Source organism: Nostoc sp. ChiSLP03a (assembly GCF_034531215.2).
Taxonomy (GTDB): Bacteria; Cyanobacteriota; Cyanobacteriia; order Cyanobacteriales; family Nostocaceae; genus Nostoc.
The window spans coordinates 46,719-61,557 of the sequence record NZ_JAVRBQ020000134.1; the positions used below are offsets into that span (position 1 = coordinate 46,719).

16 protein-coding genes, 1 tRNA gene and 1 other annotated feature are annotated in these 14,839 nt (G+C 42.1%); of the genes, 11 read left to right on the forward strand and 6 right to left on the reverse strand.

What is annotated here, in order from left to right:
- Positions 1 to 153 precede the first annotated feature (153 nt).
- From RMY32_RS22400 to RMY32_RS22435, 8 genes are all read left to right on the forward strand, one after another.
- Positions 154 to 226 (forward strand) — tRNA-Trp (locus RMY32_RS22400).
- Positions 227 to 413: 187 nt separating this feature from the next.
- On the forward strand, positions 414 to 635 hold the full coding sequence (gene secE, locus RMY32_RS22405; RefSeq protein ID WP_322671077.1) for a preprotein translocase subunit SecE: 222 nt from the start codon (positions 414 to 416) through the stop codon (positions 633 to 635).
- A complete protein-coding gene (nusG, locus tag RMY32_RS22410; RefSeq protein ID WP_322695415.1) occupies positions 635 to 1,285 on the forward strand; it encodes a transcription termination/antitermination protein NusG in 651 nt (216 codons plus the stop codon). The genes secE and nusG overlap by 1 nt, the downstream gene beginning before the upstream one ends.
- Positions 1,286 to 1,291: 6 nt before the next feature.
- Positions 1,292 to 1,717, forward strand: coding sequence for a 50S ribosomal protein L11 (rplK, locus tag RMY32_RS22415; protein ID WP_099102703.1), 426 nt, complete (start codon positions 1,292 to 1,294; stop codon positions 1,715 to 1,717).
- A gap of 132 nt (positions 1,718 to 1,849) precedes the next feature.
- Positions 1,850 to 2,563: a 50S ribosomal protein L1 gene (gene rplA / locus RMY32_RS22420; protein ID WP_322695413.1), complete on the forward strand. Its 714-nt coding sequence runs from the start codon at positions 1,850 to 1,852 to the stop codon at positions 2,561 to 2,563.
- 77 nt (positions 2,564 to 2,640) lie between these two features.
- Positions 2,641 to 2,809: a sequence feature (ribosomal protein L10 leader region), on the forward strand.
- Between the two features lie 63 nt (positions 2,810 to 2,872).
- Positions 2,873 to 3,457, forward strand: coding sequence for a 50S ribosomal protein L10 (gene rplJ / locus RMY32_RS22425; protein ID WP_322711262.1), 585 nt, complete (start codon positions 2,873 to 2,875; stop codon positions 3,455 to 3,457).
- Positions 3,458 to 3,550: 93 nt separating this feature from the next.
- On the forward strand, positions 3,551 to 3,940 hold the full coding sequence (rplL, locus tag RMY32_RS22430; RefSeq protein ID WP_322711263.1) for a 50S ribosomal protein L7/L12: 390 nt from the start codon (positions 3,551 to 3,553) through the stop codon (positions 3,938 to 3,940).
- Positions 3,941 to 4,254: 314 nt separating this feature from the next.
- Positions 4,255 to 5,040 carry a DUF4058 family protein gene (locus RMY32_RS22435; protein ID WP_322711264.1) on the forward strand — a complete coding sequence of 262 codons (786 nt, stop codon included), beginning with the start codon at positions 4,255 to 4,257 and terminating at the stop codon, positions 5,038 to 5,040.
- Here RMY32_RS22435 and RMY32_RS22440 read toward each other — a convergent pair.
- The 3 genes from RMY32_RS22440 to RMY32_RS22450 all read right to left on the reverse strand — a co-directional run bounded on the left by RMY32_RS22440 (position 5,037) and on the right by RMY32_RS22450 (position 8,696).
- Positions 5,037 to 5,210 carry a hypothetical protein gene (locus RMY32_RS22440; RefSeq protein WP_322711265.1) on the reverse strand — a complete coding sequence of 58 codons (174 nt, stop codon included), beginning with the start codon at positions 5,208 to 5,210 and terminating at the stop codon, positions 5,037 to 5,039. The two genes, RMY32_RS22435 and RMY32_RS22440, sit on opposite strands and share 4 nt — an antisense overlap.
- Before the next feature lie 244 nt (positions 5,211 to 5,454).
- The gene (locus RMY32_RS22445; RefSeq protein ID WP_322711272.1) at positions 5,455 to 6,330 is read right to left on the reverse strand and encodes a prohibitin family protein; all 876 of its coding nucleotides are present in this window, start codon (positions 6,328 to 6,330) and stop codon (positions 5,455 to 5,457) included.
- 317 nt (positions 6,331 to 6,647) lie between these two features.
- A complete protein-coding gene (locus tag RMY32_RS22450) occupies positions 6,648 to 8,696 on the reverse strand; it encodes an elongation factor G (RefSeq protein ID WP_322711266.1) in 2,049 nt (682 codons plus the stop codon).
- Positions 8,697 to 9,106: 410 nt separating this feature from the next.
- Between RMY32_RS22450 and RMY32_RS22455 the strand changes: the two genes are divergently transcribed.
- The 3 genes from RMY32_RS22455 (at position 9,107) to RMY32_RS22465 (ending at position 11,230) form a co-directional block, all read left to right on the forward strand.
- Entirely contained in the window at positions 9,107 to 10,015 is a 909-nt protein-coding gene (locus RMY32_RS22455) for a tetratricopeptide repeat protein (protein ID WP_322711267.1), read from the forward strand.
- 158 nt (positions 10,016 to 10,173) lie between these two features.
- Positions 10,174 to 10,728: a phosphate-starvation-inducible PsiE family protein gene (locus RMY32_RS22460; protein ID WP_322686257.1), complete on the forward strand. Its 555-nt coding sequence runs from the start codon at positions 10,174 to 10,176 to the stop codon at positions 10,726 to 10,728.
- A 256-nt stretch (positions 10,729 to 10,984) separates the two neighbouring features.
- Positions 10,985 to 11,230 (forward strand): hypothetical protein, encoded by a 246-nt coding sequence (locus RMY32_RS22465; protein WP_322686256.1) that lies wholly within the window; start codon positions 10,985 to 10,987, stop codon positions 11,228 to 11,230.
- Between the two features lie 290 nt (positions 11,231 to 11,520).
- On the opposite strand, the gene RMY32_RS22470 is transcribed toward RMY32_RS22465, so the two are convergent.
- From RMY32_RS22470 to trpS, 3 genes are all read right to left on the reverse strand, one after another.
- A complete protein-coding gene (locus RMY32_RS22470; RefSeq protein ID WP_322711268.1) occupies positions 11,521 to 12,336 on the reverse strand; it encodes an Rpn family recombination-promoting nuclease/putative transposase in 816 nt (271 codons plus the stop codon).
- Between the two features lie 126 nt (positions 12,337 to 12,462).
- A complete protein-coding gene (locus tag RMY32_RS22475) occupies positions 12,463 to 13,392 on the reverse strand; it encodes a methylenetetrahydrofolate reductase (RefSeq protein WP_322711269.1) in 930 nt (309 codons plus the stop codon).
- Between the two features lie 58 nt (positions 13,393 to 13,450).
- On the reverse strand, positions 13,451 to 14,461 hold the full coding sequence (trpS, locus tag RMY32_RS22480; RefSeq protein WP_322711270.1) for a tryptophan--tRNA ligase: 1,011 nt from the start codon (positions 14,459 to 14,461) through the stop codon (positions 13,451 to 13,453).
- Positions 14,462 to 14,839 lie beyond the last annotated feature (378 nt).

Below are 14,839 nucleotides of genomic sequence, written 5' to 3' on the forward strand. Positions count from 1 at the left end.
CTGCAAAAGAAAAAGAATGGGAGAAATCTCAAGCTGCAAGCGGCATCTGCCGCTGATTTGTTTTCAAGGGCAAAATTAAGCTATGATATAAATCGCATATTGCGTTAAACTAAAATTTAGTTCAGCGCAATCACTGAATCAAAAACAGCTTGTGCGCTCTTAGTTCAGTTGGTAGAACGCAGGTCTCCAAAACCTGATGTCGGGGGTTCAAGTCCTCCAGGGCGCGCTCAAGAGCAAAAAACAAAGCCCGAAATAATTACGCAGCTGCTAGTATAGCAGTTAGCGCTAATAATTTCGGGTAAACTTATTGTATTTGCAGTTGTTTTACTGGCAAAAAGTAAAATAGAGTCGAAACTGCAAACCTAGATGACAATTAAACAGGATCTAGTATAAGAAACGGGGGATAAACGGTCGTGGCCAAAAAAAGTGAAGCAGAATTGCCAGAAACCGCAAATGGGTTTAGCTTTGGCAACTTCATACAGGGAACCAAAGAAGAACTTGAAAAAGTAGTTTGGCCCAGTCGGAAACAGATAGTGAGCGAATCCGCCGCTGTGTTGTTAATGGTGGCACTCTCCGCATCTTTGATATACTTGGTCGATGGATTGTTTGCTTGGGCAGCAAAACAGGTGTTCTAATGAGTTTTGCAACAGATGAACCACGCAACTCAATGTTGCAGTCAGAAGAAACAGCAGAAACAGCAGAAGCAGCAGAAGCAGCGTCAAAAGAAGCACGCTGGTATGCAGTACAAGTAGCTTCAGGCTGTGAAAAGCGTGTAAAGACTAACTTAGAGCAACGCATTCAAACTTTTGATGTCGCTGACAAAATTATCCAGGTAGAAATTCCGCAGACGCCAGCGGTGAAAATCCGCAAAGATGGCAGTCGCCAGCATACAGAAGAAAAAGTTTTTCCTGGTTATGTGCTGGTGCGAATGATGATGGATGATGATACTTGGCAGGTGGTACGCAACACCTCTCATGTAATTAACTTTGTCGGTTCAGAACAAAAACGTGGTAGCAGCAAGGGTCGCGGTCATGTCAACCCCATACCACTAAGTTCTTCAGAAGTTGAACGTATATTCAAACAAACCAGCGAACAAGAAGCTGTTGTCAAAATTGACATGGCTACTGGTGATAAGATAATGGTGCTTTCTGGTCCATTTAAAGACTTTGAAGGCGAGGTGATTGAAGTCTCTCCAGAACGGAGTAAACTTAAAGCCTTGCTCTCAATTTTCGGCAGGGATACACCAGTAGAATTGGAATTTAATCAGGTAGAGAAACAGAGTTAAATACAAATGGCGAAGAAAGTAGTGGCGGTCATTAAACTGGCCCTGAATGCTGGAAAAGCCAACCCAGCACCGCCAGTTGGTCCCGCCTTGGGTCAACATGGTGTCAACATCATGATGTTTTGTAAAGAGTACAACGCCAAAACAGCAGACCAAGCTGGAATGGTGATACCTGTAGAAATTTCGGTTTTTGAAGACCGGAGTTTTACATTCGTACTCAAAACGCCACCCGCATCAGTACTGATTCGGAAGGCGGCGAAAGTTGAAAAAGGCTCAAATGAACCCAACAAAAAGAAGGTTGGGTCAATAACCAAAGCACAATTGCAAGAGATAGCCCAAACCAAACTCCCCGACCTCAATGCCAACGATATCGAAGCGGCAATGAAGATTGTGGCAGGAACGGCTAAAAATATGGGTGTAACAGTTACGGATTAGTCATTGGTCATTAGTCATTAGTCATTAGAAAAAATCAACAAATCACAAATGACGAAGGACAAATGACAAAGGACAAATAACTAAAAATTATTGGGGGAGAGGCAAGGCTTCGGAATTACCCCAGGAGAACAAATGGCAAAAATATCGCGTCGTTTGCAGGGTCTGCAAGCAAAAGTAGAAGATAAGGACTATCAACCGCTAGAGGCTTTAGCCCTTCTCAAAGACACAGCAACAGCTAAATTTACCGAAGCTGCGGAAGCGCATATCCGGTTAGGAATTGACCCCAAATATACAGACCAACAGTTACGGACAACGGTAGCATTGCCCAAAGGTACAGGACAAATCGTCCGGGTGGCGGTGATTGCCAGAGGCGAAAAGGTAAATGAAGCTAGCAGTGCTGGTGCTGATTTAGTTGGGTCAGAAGAACTAATTGACGAAATCCAAAAAGGTAGACTGGATTTTGACAAGCTGATTGCCACACCCGATGTGATGCCACAGGTGGCAAAGCTGGGTAAGTTGCTTGGGCCGCGTGGTTTGATGCCATCGCCCAAGGGTGGAACCGTAACATTTGACTTAGCAGGTGCGATCGCAGAATTCAAAGCAGGTAAATTAGAATTCCGAGCTGACCGAACTGGTATTGTCCATGTTATGTTTGGTAAGACAACCTTCTCGCCTGAAGATTTGTTAGTTAACCTAAAGGCATTGCAGGAAACAATTGACCGCAATCGTCCTTCAGGAGCTAAAGGTCGTTATTGGCGCACATTTTATGTGTCAGCCACAATGGGACCATCAATTAAAATTGATGTCACCGCCCTACGAGATTTGAAACTGAGCGAAGCTGGTTAATTTTTAGTCATTAGTCCTTAGTCATTTGTCATTTGTAAAGGCAAAGGGCAAAGGACAAAGGACAAATGACAAATGACAAAATTAAATAGGCAAAGCCGGAGACAGCAGGTGCTAACAGCTTAAATATCCTGCCGAGGTTAAAACTCTAATTGTCAGAATTACCACCCACAAAGGTGTGATAACTATGGCGTCAAGAGTCTTACTACTCAACCCCGGCTATATTAGCTGGGGTTTGTTGTTTGGGTTCAGGTTGAGAAAAAACACACAACTAGGGCACTTCCCCGATTGTTTTAAGGAGGTGAGATTGGAATGGGTAGAACACTAGAAAATAAACAAGAAATAGTAGCTGACCTCAAAGAAACTTTGAGTGAGTCAACTCTGGCACTGGTAATAGAGTATCAGGGACTAACTGTTGCCGAAATTACCGATTTACGGCGGCGGCTGCGTCCTAGTGGCACCGTTTGTAAGGTGACAAAGAACACCTTAATGGGCATTGCTATCAAAGACGATGAAAAATGGCAGCCTTTGTCGGAATTGCTCAATGGTTCTTCCGCATTTTTGCTGGTAAAAGATGATTTTTCATCGGCAATTAAGGCATACCAAGAATTCCAAAAAGTCACCAAGAAGACAGAACTTCGTGGTGGTGTACTGGAAGGTCGCCTACTCAAAGAACCTGATGTCAAGATACTAGGAGACTTGCCATCTAAAGAGCAACTCATTGCCCAAATTGCTGGAGCTATCAACGCTTTGGCTACCAAGATTGCTGTGGGTATCAACGAAGTTCCTGGTTCGCTGGCTCGTGCTTTGCAGGCTGTGGCTGACCAAGAGCAAAGTGGTGGTAGTACCGAAACTGCTGCTGTCCAAGATAGCAGCACTGAAACTGCTGCTGAATAGACTTCGTGGTTCATCAGTCGAAAGTCAAAAGTCTATAGTTAAAGACCAATGACTTATGACAAATAAATAATCAAAATTACAGGAGTTATATCAATGTCTGCTGCAACCGATCAAATTTTAGAACAACTAAAAACCCTGTCTTTAATCGAAGCTTCTGAGTTAGTCAAGCAAATTGAAGAAGCTTTTGGTGTAAGTGCTGCTGCACCTGTTGGTGTATCGTTCGCAGGCCCTAGTACTGCTGCTGCGGCTCCTGAAGCCGTAGAAGAGCAAACTGAGTTTGAAGTGGTTCTCGAATCAGTCCCAGCTGATAAGAAGATTGCCGTGCTGAAGATTGTCCGGGAATTGACCGGTTTGGGTTTGAAAGAAGCTAAAGACTTGGTAGAAGCTGCGCCCAAGGCAGTTAAAGAAGGTGTTGCTAAGGATGCTGCTGAAGATGCTAAGAAGCGCATCGAAGAAGCTGGCGGTAAGGTGACTGTTAAGTAGTCACAATTCTATTACCAGTTTTGGCGTTGCAGAGAAAGCGGGATGGTTTTGCTAGTTTTGTGGGATGGGCCGAAAAGCCCGTTCCTTGTATTTCAGGGCGCTCGTGTCGCCCACCCTACAAGAATCATCCCTTGATTCAGCAACGCCCCAGTTTTTTATTAAGGAGCCTAACTTAGGCTCCTTTTTTTATCGTAGAGTCTTCTGTTGTTTATAGAAATACTATTAAGTATTGCAACGCTCATTTGTTGAAACATCTTCGCGCTCACAAACCAGATTGCTAAGATCAGCATTAAGAATTTAGTTTTGCCAAGCTTATGCCTTCACCATTTCCAGGGATGAACCCCTACCTAGAAAATCCTGAACTGTGGCCGGAAGTTCACAGTCGATTAATTATTGCGATCGCAGATGCAATTGCTCCTCAACTGCGACCGAAATATCGAGTGGCGGTTGAGAAACGGGTATATCAAATGACAGATGAAAATTCTATTTTAGTTGGGATTCCTGATGTTGTTGTAGGCCGTTCTTTAACAAACACAGAAAAAGAACCGTCTAATATTGCAGTAGCTGCACCGCCTAAAAAACCGATAACTGTCAACGTTCCCATTCTAGAGGAAGTGCGAGAAGGATACCTAGAAGTTCGGGAAGTAGGAACAGGAGAAGTTGTAACAGTGATTGAGATTCTATCACCAAAAAATAAGCGGACTGGGGAAGGAAAAAAGGCATACGAAAGTAAACGTCAGCAAGTATTAGGTAGCTTCACTCATCTTTTAGAAATAGACTTGCTGCGTGGTGGCGAACCCATGCCAATCTTGGGTAGTCAAATTAAATCAGACTATCGCATTTTGGTAAGTCGCAGTGAATCTCGCCCCAAAGCAGAATTATACCCCTTTGGGTTGCAAGAGCAGATTCCAACTTTTTTGTTACCCATACATAGAGGCGATACAGAACCATTAGTAGACTTGCAAGCATTAATACATGGCGTTTACGATCGCGCTGGATTTGATTTGGCTATAGACTACACTCGTGATGCAATTCCGCCTCTTGGAAAAATTGATTCAGCTTGGGCAGATGAGTTGTTAAAAGAGCAAGGGTTACATTAAGTTGAGTTGATTTGCTTTCTTACCCATTGACGAAAGGCTCTAAGCGTTGGACTTCTACCTAAAGTTCGGCTTTGTTCGATAAATCGGGGAATTTCTTTAACAATTGGCAAGTTGGGAAAACTAGAACTAATTTCTGACTCAATGTATTTGCCATCCTGAAGTGTTACCATTATTTATCATTACCTGATTTATCTTGAAGAAAAGTTTTAATACAATCAACTAATTGTTGCTTCTCTTGATAAACAGAACTATAAACCTGAGTTAGAGATATTATTTCATCTGAGTTTAATACAAAAATAACTCGATAAAGCCAGCCACTTTCTTCTCCTTCTATGCGTTCTAGTTTTACATCTTTAATCTCATTTAATAAATTTTTGACACGATAAGAAAATTTTAGGGCTTTGAGGTTCCTGTTTATGGCTGGATCATAATAGGCACTGCGCCTTTTTCAGAACCAATAATTACCAGCTTAGAATTATTAGATTGAGCTAGCTTTTCTGTGGCTTCAATCGCTCGTAATTGCAGGACTTGGTTGCTAAGTCCATTTGAGAGAATTTTTTGGGAATCTGCTATACCTCGCGCTTCAATCAGCTTTCGTTCTGCCTCTTGACGCTCTTTCTCTAAAACAAATTTCATCTGCTGATTTTCTTGCTCTGTCTTGAGTTTATTTTGAATTGCAGCTTGTAGAGTATCAGGCATTTTGATGTTTCGTAAAAGAGCTTCCTCAACGATGAAACCCAAAGCTGGTATCTCTTGGGTGAGTTGTTGGTCAATTTTTTGGGCGATTTCTTGGCGTTTGGTAGAGTAAATAGCATTGGCTGGGTAGTTTGCCGTGATGGCGCGGACAGTAGAGCGGAATCTGGAAATCACCAGTTGTGTTTCATCAGTTCCAATTGTTTTATATACTGTAGCTGCCTTTTGCGGATCGAGCTTGTACTGAAGACTGACATCAAGATTTAGGCTCAAACCTTCTTGGGATGTTGCATCTACATTTTCTTTTATATCCTTAATGCGAGTAGAAAAATTCAGCACCTTGCTAAAGGGGTTAAGCAAGTGGACACCAGGATTAAGAGTAGTTTCGGAAACCTCACCAAAGAAATTGACGACACCGACATTACCAGGTGGGACAATCACCAAAAGCCTAGAAAAAGAATTCAGTACTGCAATACTGCCAATCAATATCATAATTCCACGTATTGCTAAACGTGACCTTTCACTAGATATCTTATCTGTATTGAGATAAACGAGAATTGCAATTAGGCTAGTTACAAGAGAGACTATAAAGCCCATAAGTTTTTCTGTGTAGTTAAGACGAATATGCTTAATCACATAATTCCCAAACGCTTTTATGAAATTCATATCATTTCACACAAGTTAGAGGTTTATGAATTCTTTTATAGATTGAAAAAGATTCCCGACTTTTCTCATAAGTCAGGAATCTTAGCTTTGGAGCGATGCCTATGGCGGGCATACGCTACTTTACAATTAATTCAAAATCGAAAAATATACCAATTCAATTAATGATTGCAATACATCTTTGGGTAAAGACGCGATTCATCGCGTCTCTACAAATCGTCTATTTATCGCATTCTTTTTTCAAATTGGTATTACTTGCCGTTGCCGTTACTACCATTGCCATTGCTATGAATGACGCGTTCGGCAAGCTTTTCGGGTACTTCCTGGAGATGGTCGTATTCCCAGTGGAAGGAACCAACGCCAAGAGTGAGCGATCGCAGCTCTACAATAAAATTCTGCATCTCTGCTTGTGGTAAGTATGCAGAGACATTATCCCAGCCTTGCCAATCGTTTCTCCCCTCATAGCCTAAAATTTGCCCCCGTCTACCACTCAATAGTTGCAGCACTTTGGAGGTAAATTCGCTCGGTGTGGTAACATCTATCCGCAAAATCGGTTCTAACAAGGTAGGTTCCGCTTGCGGTATCCCAGTTTGCATTGCCAATCGGGCAGCTTGCTTAAATGCTTGTTCGGAACTGTCAACGTTGTGATACGAACCATTAGTCAGAGTTACCGCCACATCCACTATTGGGAAGCCTAAAGGCCCGTGTGTCAAAAATTCCCGCACGCCCATTTCTACGCCAGGAATGTACTGTTTAGGAACCACGCCACCGACAATAGTTTCATTAAAGTTAAAACCTGTTCCGCGTGGTAGGGGCTTGATTTCGAGAAAAACGTCACCAAACTGTCCGTGACCGCCGCTTTGGTGTTTGTAGCGCCCATGAACTGAAGCCACTGCTTTGCGGATGGTTTCTTTATAAGGTACTTGCGGCAAGTGGGTTGTCATTGGCAAGTTATATTTGCGGCGTAGTCTGTCTAGGGCGACTTGTAAATGAATCTCGCCTTGACCCCAAAGAATAACTTCGTGGGTATCGCCATGTTGTTCCCAAGCAAGTGAGCAGTCTTCTTCTAATAACTTGGTGATGGCACTGCTGAGTTTCACTTCATCGTTGCGCTTTTCTGGGGTAATAGCCAGAGCATACACTGGTTCCAACTCTACAGCTTTGGGTAATTTGATTGCCGACTGCTGTTCTATAGAGATTGTATCGCCCGTCTTGATTCCTTCTAAACGGCTCAATGCGACAATTTCACCAGCACTAACTTGATTAACTGACTGCTGTTGTTGTCCCATGAGGCGGTAAAGTCCACCAGTGCGAATGCCATTGAGGACGATGCCATCAGTTAATTTGCCCCGCCAAACACGCACCAAAGAGAGTTTGCCACCTTGGGGAGTGTAGTAAGTTTTTAATACCTGCGCTAAAGCTGTATCACCTTTGATGTTTTTTAAACGACGTTCTGCTGTAGTTTCTGGTTCGGGAGCTTCCCTTAACAAGGCTTCTAATAGAGGTCTAACACCATAATCTTGTTCTGCCACACCAAAGAAAACGGGCACTACTAAATCTGCCCCTAATTCCATTTTTAAATCTTTGAGGATTTCCTCTTGAGGAGGTTCGATGTCTTCTAAAAGTTCTTCGAGTAAATGGTCGTCAAAATTTGCAAGGGCTTCGAGCATTTCTGCCCGTGCTATATGTTCTTCTTCTTTTAAACTTTCGGGGAAGGGAATGGGATCGGCAGGTGCGCCTGGATGATACTGATATGCCTGTTCGCTCACCATATCAATAAAGCCGGTGAGTTCTTCGCCGTTCATGATGGGATATTGATGCGCTACCAGGGGACGGCTAGATACTGCTTTCAGGGCGTGCAACGTTTCTAGGACGTGAATATTTGCCCGATCCATTTTGTTGACAAAGACGAGGTGGGGAATTTCCCAATCGTCCAGGAATTTAAATAGAGGGGCAAGGGTGAGGACTCGTTCGCGGATGGGTTCGCAAACTACAATTGCTGCATCGACTCCGATTAAAGCATTGTACGTTTCTTGGGCAAATTCTATACTTCCCGGACAATCAATAAATGTGAAGCGAATACCGTTATACTCAGTGCTAGCGGCGCTGACTTCTACACTCATGTGGTGATCGCGCGACTCGGCAGCACTATCTCCGACTGTATTGCTGTCCTTAACATTGCCTTTGCGGGAAATTGCCCCTGTGACAAATAACAAGCTTTCTAGTAAAGTGGTTTTTCCACTTAAATAAGGCCCAACAATTGCAACGTTCCGCGAACCCGATTTTACTTTTTCGTTCATAAAACCTCCCTTGCGGTCAGTCTTTTATAACCGCATGATTCTGTATATATCAAGGGTTAAAGAAGAATCCAGCTATTCTGAATTCAGGATTCATAAATCTTGACAGTAGCAAGTCCGCGAGGGTCTTAAACCGATTTATTTCTTTGCCAGTCGTACAGAATTCCCAGCTGAATTCTGGCTCCTGACTCCTGAATTCTATTTGAACAAAATGGTTCTCTGGAGTCAAAATTACCCCTTCTTTAATTCGTTATTATCCTCCCTTTAATCGAAAGTTAAAAAAATTGTAGCCTGTCGTAAGATTTAGCTTAAGAAAAGTTAAGGATCGCAAATTTTTATCCCAAATCAAAAACTTTTGTAAAAAACTTTTTATCAAGTAAATTTAACTGAAAGTGTTGCGAGTCAGAAAATCAATGAAATTATCATTCTTTAAATATCGCATAGCAGGGTTAGTAAGTTTGATGCTGATTATGAGTATTTCCTTCCCCTCTCTTGCGCTATCTCCTCCTGTCGCCTCAAAGCTGGTACAATCTAATGCTAAAACTGCTGTAGACTGGTTAAACCAAGGCTTACAAGCAATTCAGGCGGGAAAGGTACAAGATGCGATCGCTGCTTTTAAACAAGCAGCTAAATTAGATCCAGCATTGGCACCAGCGCACTATAATTTAGGGTTAGCATTCCGACAAATCGGACAATTACAACCCTCTGCGGATGCATTTTATCGAGCGACGCAAGCCGATCCGAAATTTGCTCCAGCTTTTGCTAATTTAGGCGGAGCGTTGTTAGAAGGGAATAATTTACAGTTAGCTAACGATTATTTACAACACGCCTTAAAACTCGATCCCAAACTCGGATTTGCCCACTATAACTTGGGGTTGGTGCGAGAACAGCAACGAGATTGTGAGAAAGCGATCGCATCTTTTAAAAAAGCCGTAGAATATAGCAAAAATGCACCAGAACCTCCTTACCATATTGGGATGTGTTATCTCCAACAAAGTAAACTCGATCAAGCCAGAAGTGCATTTTATCAAGCATTAAAAATTAATCCCAAGTATCCAGAAGCCTACTACAATCTCGGCTCGATTTTTTTTCAACAAAGGAAACTACAAGAAGCATTAGAGGCTTTTAGAAAATCAGCCGAAGCTAACTCTAACTATCCCAACGCTTATTATGGTGCTGGGTTAGTTTTTATCCAGTTACAGCAATATGGCGATGCAGTACAAGTATTGCAATTTGCTAGAGATTTATACAATGCTCAAAAAAATCCCCAATGGGCGAAAAATGCCGAGCAATTGTTACAACAAGCACAAAATTTAAAATGAATAGTCATTTGTCTTTTGTCATTTGTCTAAAACTAATGACCAATGATCAATGACTAATAAATTACCAACCTCGCTGAGGCAGAAAAACTTAATATTGCATAAGATAAAACTATTGGGTTGACTCGCTGGTGTTGTCTGAACTTGTCCCGATTGGAAAAATGTACATGCAAAAGCGCCAGAAAAGTCGATTTTTATTTAGCGATCGCTGGCTCGATCGGCAATCAATTGTTCGCAACATGGAAGCCTTTCAAGACCTAATAGTGATTGTTTTGTGTTTGGGTTTGTTCGCCGTCATGCTAATCCAATTGTGGGGGATAGCTATCGCCCTCATGCAGCCACTAGACTATAAACATGTGACTGCAAAAATACTATTTGTGTTGATTTTAGTCGAGTTATTTCGACTATTAATGGTCTATTTGCAAGAACATAGTATCTCTGTAGGAGTGGCAGTTGAGGTAACAATAGTATCTTTACTGCGAGAGGTAGTCGTTCACGGAGCGCTGGAAATTTCTTGGGTTAATACGCTTGCAATTTGTGGTTTGTTATTTGTTTTGGGTGGACTACTCGTGGTATGCGCTAAGACACCACACATGGATTGTATGAGTGCTAATACTAAGTTTTGTCCGGTTGTGTATAGGGGAGGTAGAGAACGCCAAAACGAGTTGGAATTACAGTATTCACGTCAATGTGATGAGAATCAACCGCTTGGATAAATTGTTATGAAAATGGGGAGTGGAAGAGACGCTATTGATCGTGTCTCTAGTGGAGAGTAGTGAAAAAGTATTTTCCTACTCTCCACTCTTTTGTTTGAGACTATATCAGGAAATTGGATGGCTCTGAAATCTAAAAGGGTATAACCTACTTTTGCAAGGTACTTCCGACGTATTGAAATATACTCTTTTTGGAAGATGAATCGCTCTTTAAGGGTGAATATAACGTTAATTATAAATTCTAAAAGAGGTTCAAGCAATGGCTACAAATACAGGTAACGGACAATCTCAAACAGCGATTAGCGACTTGGAGTATGATTTTATCACCGTTTTGCACAACAAGGCTGAAGCTGTTAAAGCTTACGATACATACATCAAAGATGCAGAACAAGTAGGTTCTCAACCTTGTGTAGAGTTGTTCCAAAAATTGCGGCAATCTGATATTGAACACGCACAAGAGATTCGCCAACATCTACAACAAGTGCTGCAACACGGTAAGATGTAACCCAGGTTTTGAGTTCGTAGGCGTAAGCCCGTCGTAGACATCGCTTCTAGTTTAGTTTAGTTAAAACAAAAAGAGGCGATGTCTAAAACAGGCTATGACGCTCTCTACGAGACGCTAAAAGCGTAGCTTGCAACTCTTACAAAGTACGCGGACTCGCTAACGCTTCTCTACGAGACGCTCTTGCTAGCTTGCTTCTTTGTTCGCGTAGCGTTCCGCAGGAAAGGAGTACGCTATCGGCGTCACACTTGCTGATTGAAATTAGAGGCAAGCACTGCCCACTATAAGATCAACTAATTCTGGGCTGCTTGCTCTACTTGCGCCACCGTTAAATCGAGAGCCACCGCCACTTGTTCTACACTCAATCCCAATGCCAACAATCGGGGAATAGCTTCTAACTTAGCTTCCTGGCGACCTTCCTGGCGACCTTCCTGGCGACCTTCTTCTAAGCCATCTGCCTTGATTGATTGATACATCCGCGTTTTTTTGAATTCGTCCTCTATGCCCAACATTTCTGCTAACTCCTCTCGGCTTAACCGGGTAAATTTGTACAACAGAATAGTCTCTATCAATTCTACAATTTGCTTGCTGGTAGATTCATCTGTTAGTTGTTGCCTTGCTTGTAAAATCAATTCTCTACCTTTGTCAACGGCTGTCTCTTCTCTTTCGATAATTAATTTAACGATCGCAACTTGAAGTGAGTTCTCCCTCGTATCTAATTCATCTAGATAAATGCGTTGCACTTGTGAACTGTCTAGCAGCAATTGATATGGTAGGCGATCGTTGGAATCTAAACTTCGTTGCGGATAGATAACAACTGCACGCCAAAAATTGACTGATTCGTTTTGACGCAGATAAAGGAAGATTTCGGCAAAGAAGCGTCTATAAAAATTTGCGTCTAATTGAAACTGAACTTCAACAAAGTAAAGTGGTTGGTTTGTAGTTTCACTTGTGGGGATGAATACCCCATCAATCCTAAAAGCAGTTTCTTTTAGCTCGACTGAAACAAATTGATATGCGTTGATATTAGCAGTCGTGTCGCCAATTATGGCAAAAAATATGCTAGGAAAAGCTTGAAATAAGCTATAAAATATTTTGTCAGTTTGCACCTAGATTTAGTCAAGGGAACATAGGATATTGAAAGTCTATCAAAAATAATGTAAATGCGTCTGTTTCAACACAAAAAAAGCAGATAGGAATAACCATCTGCTTTAATAAAAGATTCATTGTCCAATTTACATAGATACCAATTGATTCACTGGAGCAATCCCAGCCAAATCTAAAATTGGCGCGATCGCATCTTCACGCTTCACCGCCATCATGTGAACCCCTTGACATAATTGCCGCGCTATTTGCACTTGCTCGGCAGCAATTTTTATGCCTTCCTCAAAAGGGTCTTTGGCTTTTGCCAATCTATCAATAATATGTTGGGGAATATTTACACCCGGCACACATCTATTAATAAACTGGGCATTTTTGGCTGATTTCAATAGAAATATTCCTGCCAAAATTGGTTTTTTATAACCAGCAGCAATGGTATCCATAAACTTTTCTAGCAGATCAAAATCGGTAATCAATTGACTTTGAAAAAACTGCGCTCCGGCTTCGATTTTGCGTTCAAATCGACTTTGTAAACCCGACCAACTTTTACATTGCGGATCTACTGCTGCACCAACAAATAAATCTAAGGCTCCATCAGTCAAGGGTTTTTCATTGCAATCAACGCCTTGATTCATCTTCCGAATCAGTTGCAGCAATCGCACAGCTTCCAAGTCAAACACTGCTTTGGCATCTGGATGATCGCCTGATTTTACTGGATCGCCAGTCAAAGCTAAAATGTTATTTATGCCTAAAGCATGAGCGCCCATCAAATCAGCTTGTAAACTAATGCGGTTGCGATCGCGGCAAGCAATTTGACAAATCGGCTCTATGCCATTCTGTGATAAAATCACCGACGCCATTAACGAAGACATCCTTAACACGGCGCGGCTACCATCAGTAACATTGACGGCATGAACCCTTCCCTTAAGAGTCGCCGCCATTTGAATCATGTGCGCTGGATCTCCCCCCTTCGGCGGTGCTACCTCGGCGGTAACTAGAAATTCACCTGCTTGTACAGCTCTGCGAAAGTCATTTAAACCTGTGGGGCTGTGGGTGTGATGCATAACATTAAGACTTTCAATTTCTTAAATGGTATAGCCAATCACACCGAAAAGGGATAAATTATAGAGGAAGAGAGTAGCCTAAAGCAGCTTTTACCTGTGATAAAGTTTGATTTGCGATCGCTCTAGCTTTTTCCCCTCCATCCCGCAACACAGACTCCAAATAGCTTTTATCCGCCGTTATCGAGTGATATTTTTCTTGAATTGGTTTGAGAGACTTAATAATTGTGTCTGTCAACAATGGCTTGAACTGTCCCCAGCCCATATCCTGACACTCAACTGCCACATCTTCCTTTTTCTTCCCTGACAGCAATGTATAGAGCGTTAACAAATTATTACACTCTGGACGCGCTGGATCGTCAAAAGTCAGCCCCCGAATCGGATCGGTTTTACAACGCTTAATTTTGTATTGAATCTGCTCTGGTGAATCTAGCAAACTGATTCGGCTTAACTCTGAAGGATCGGACTTCGACATTTTGCGTGTACCGTCCGCTAAACTCATCACCCTTGCCCCTTCTTTGCGGATCAAAGGGTCTGGTAACTTCAAAACTGGTTGTTCTGGTTTACCAAATTGGTGATTTAACCGAGCTGCAATATCCCGTGTCAATTCCAAATGTTGCTTTTGGTCTTCACCCACAGGCACTTTATCGGCTTGGTAAAGTAAAATATCAGATGCCATCAGCACAGGGTAATCCAATAAGCCTGCACTCACATTTTCTCCTTGTTTAACAGCCTTTTCTTTGAACTGGATCATATCTTGCAGCCAGTTCAGAGGCGTAATGCAGTTGAGCAACCAAGTGAGTTCGCTGTGGGCCGAAACGTGAGATTGTACAAAGATAGTGGAGTGATTTAAATCAAGACCACAAGCTAGATAAAGAGCAGCAAGAGTGTAGGTATCAGCTGCCAACTGTTTTGGGTCGTGTGGCACTGTAATCGCGTGTAAATCAGCCACAAAAAGGTAATTTTCGTATTCGCTCTGACCTTCTACCCAGTTGCGAATGGCTCCCAAATAGTTACCTAGATGGTAATTGCCGGTTGGTTGAACTCCAGAAAGAACACGTTGCTTGACCATAAATTTCAACTTAGTTATCTCAAATCCGCGCTTGTCAAGTGGCGATGTCTGGCGACAAGTTGCTTGCGCCTACGCAAAACTCATTTAATTTTGACATTTTCCAGGTCAACTTGGATTGCTATAAAAACTCTTCACAAAGAAAAACGACAATTTAGTGTACCTTAGACAGCTTTTGACACTCCCCTAGTTGAACAAATCTCGCTGCGCTCTATTTGCTCGAAAAACTAGGGGATTCTTAGCTCGACTTTATCCATTTTTTTCGCAGCGCGATCGCTTAAGCTGAAATCTTTGTAGGACAGTAGTTTTACTTTTTTAACTTCATCTATAATCTGTGACGTGGAAAAAGTATTTGCCAAAAAACTAGGGTTTTTGCTGGAT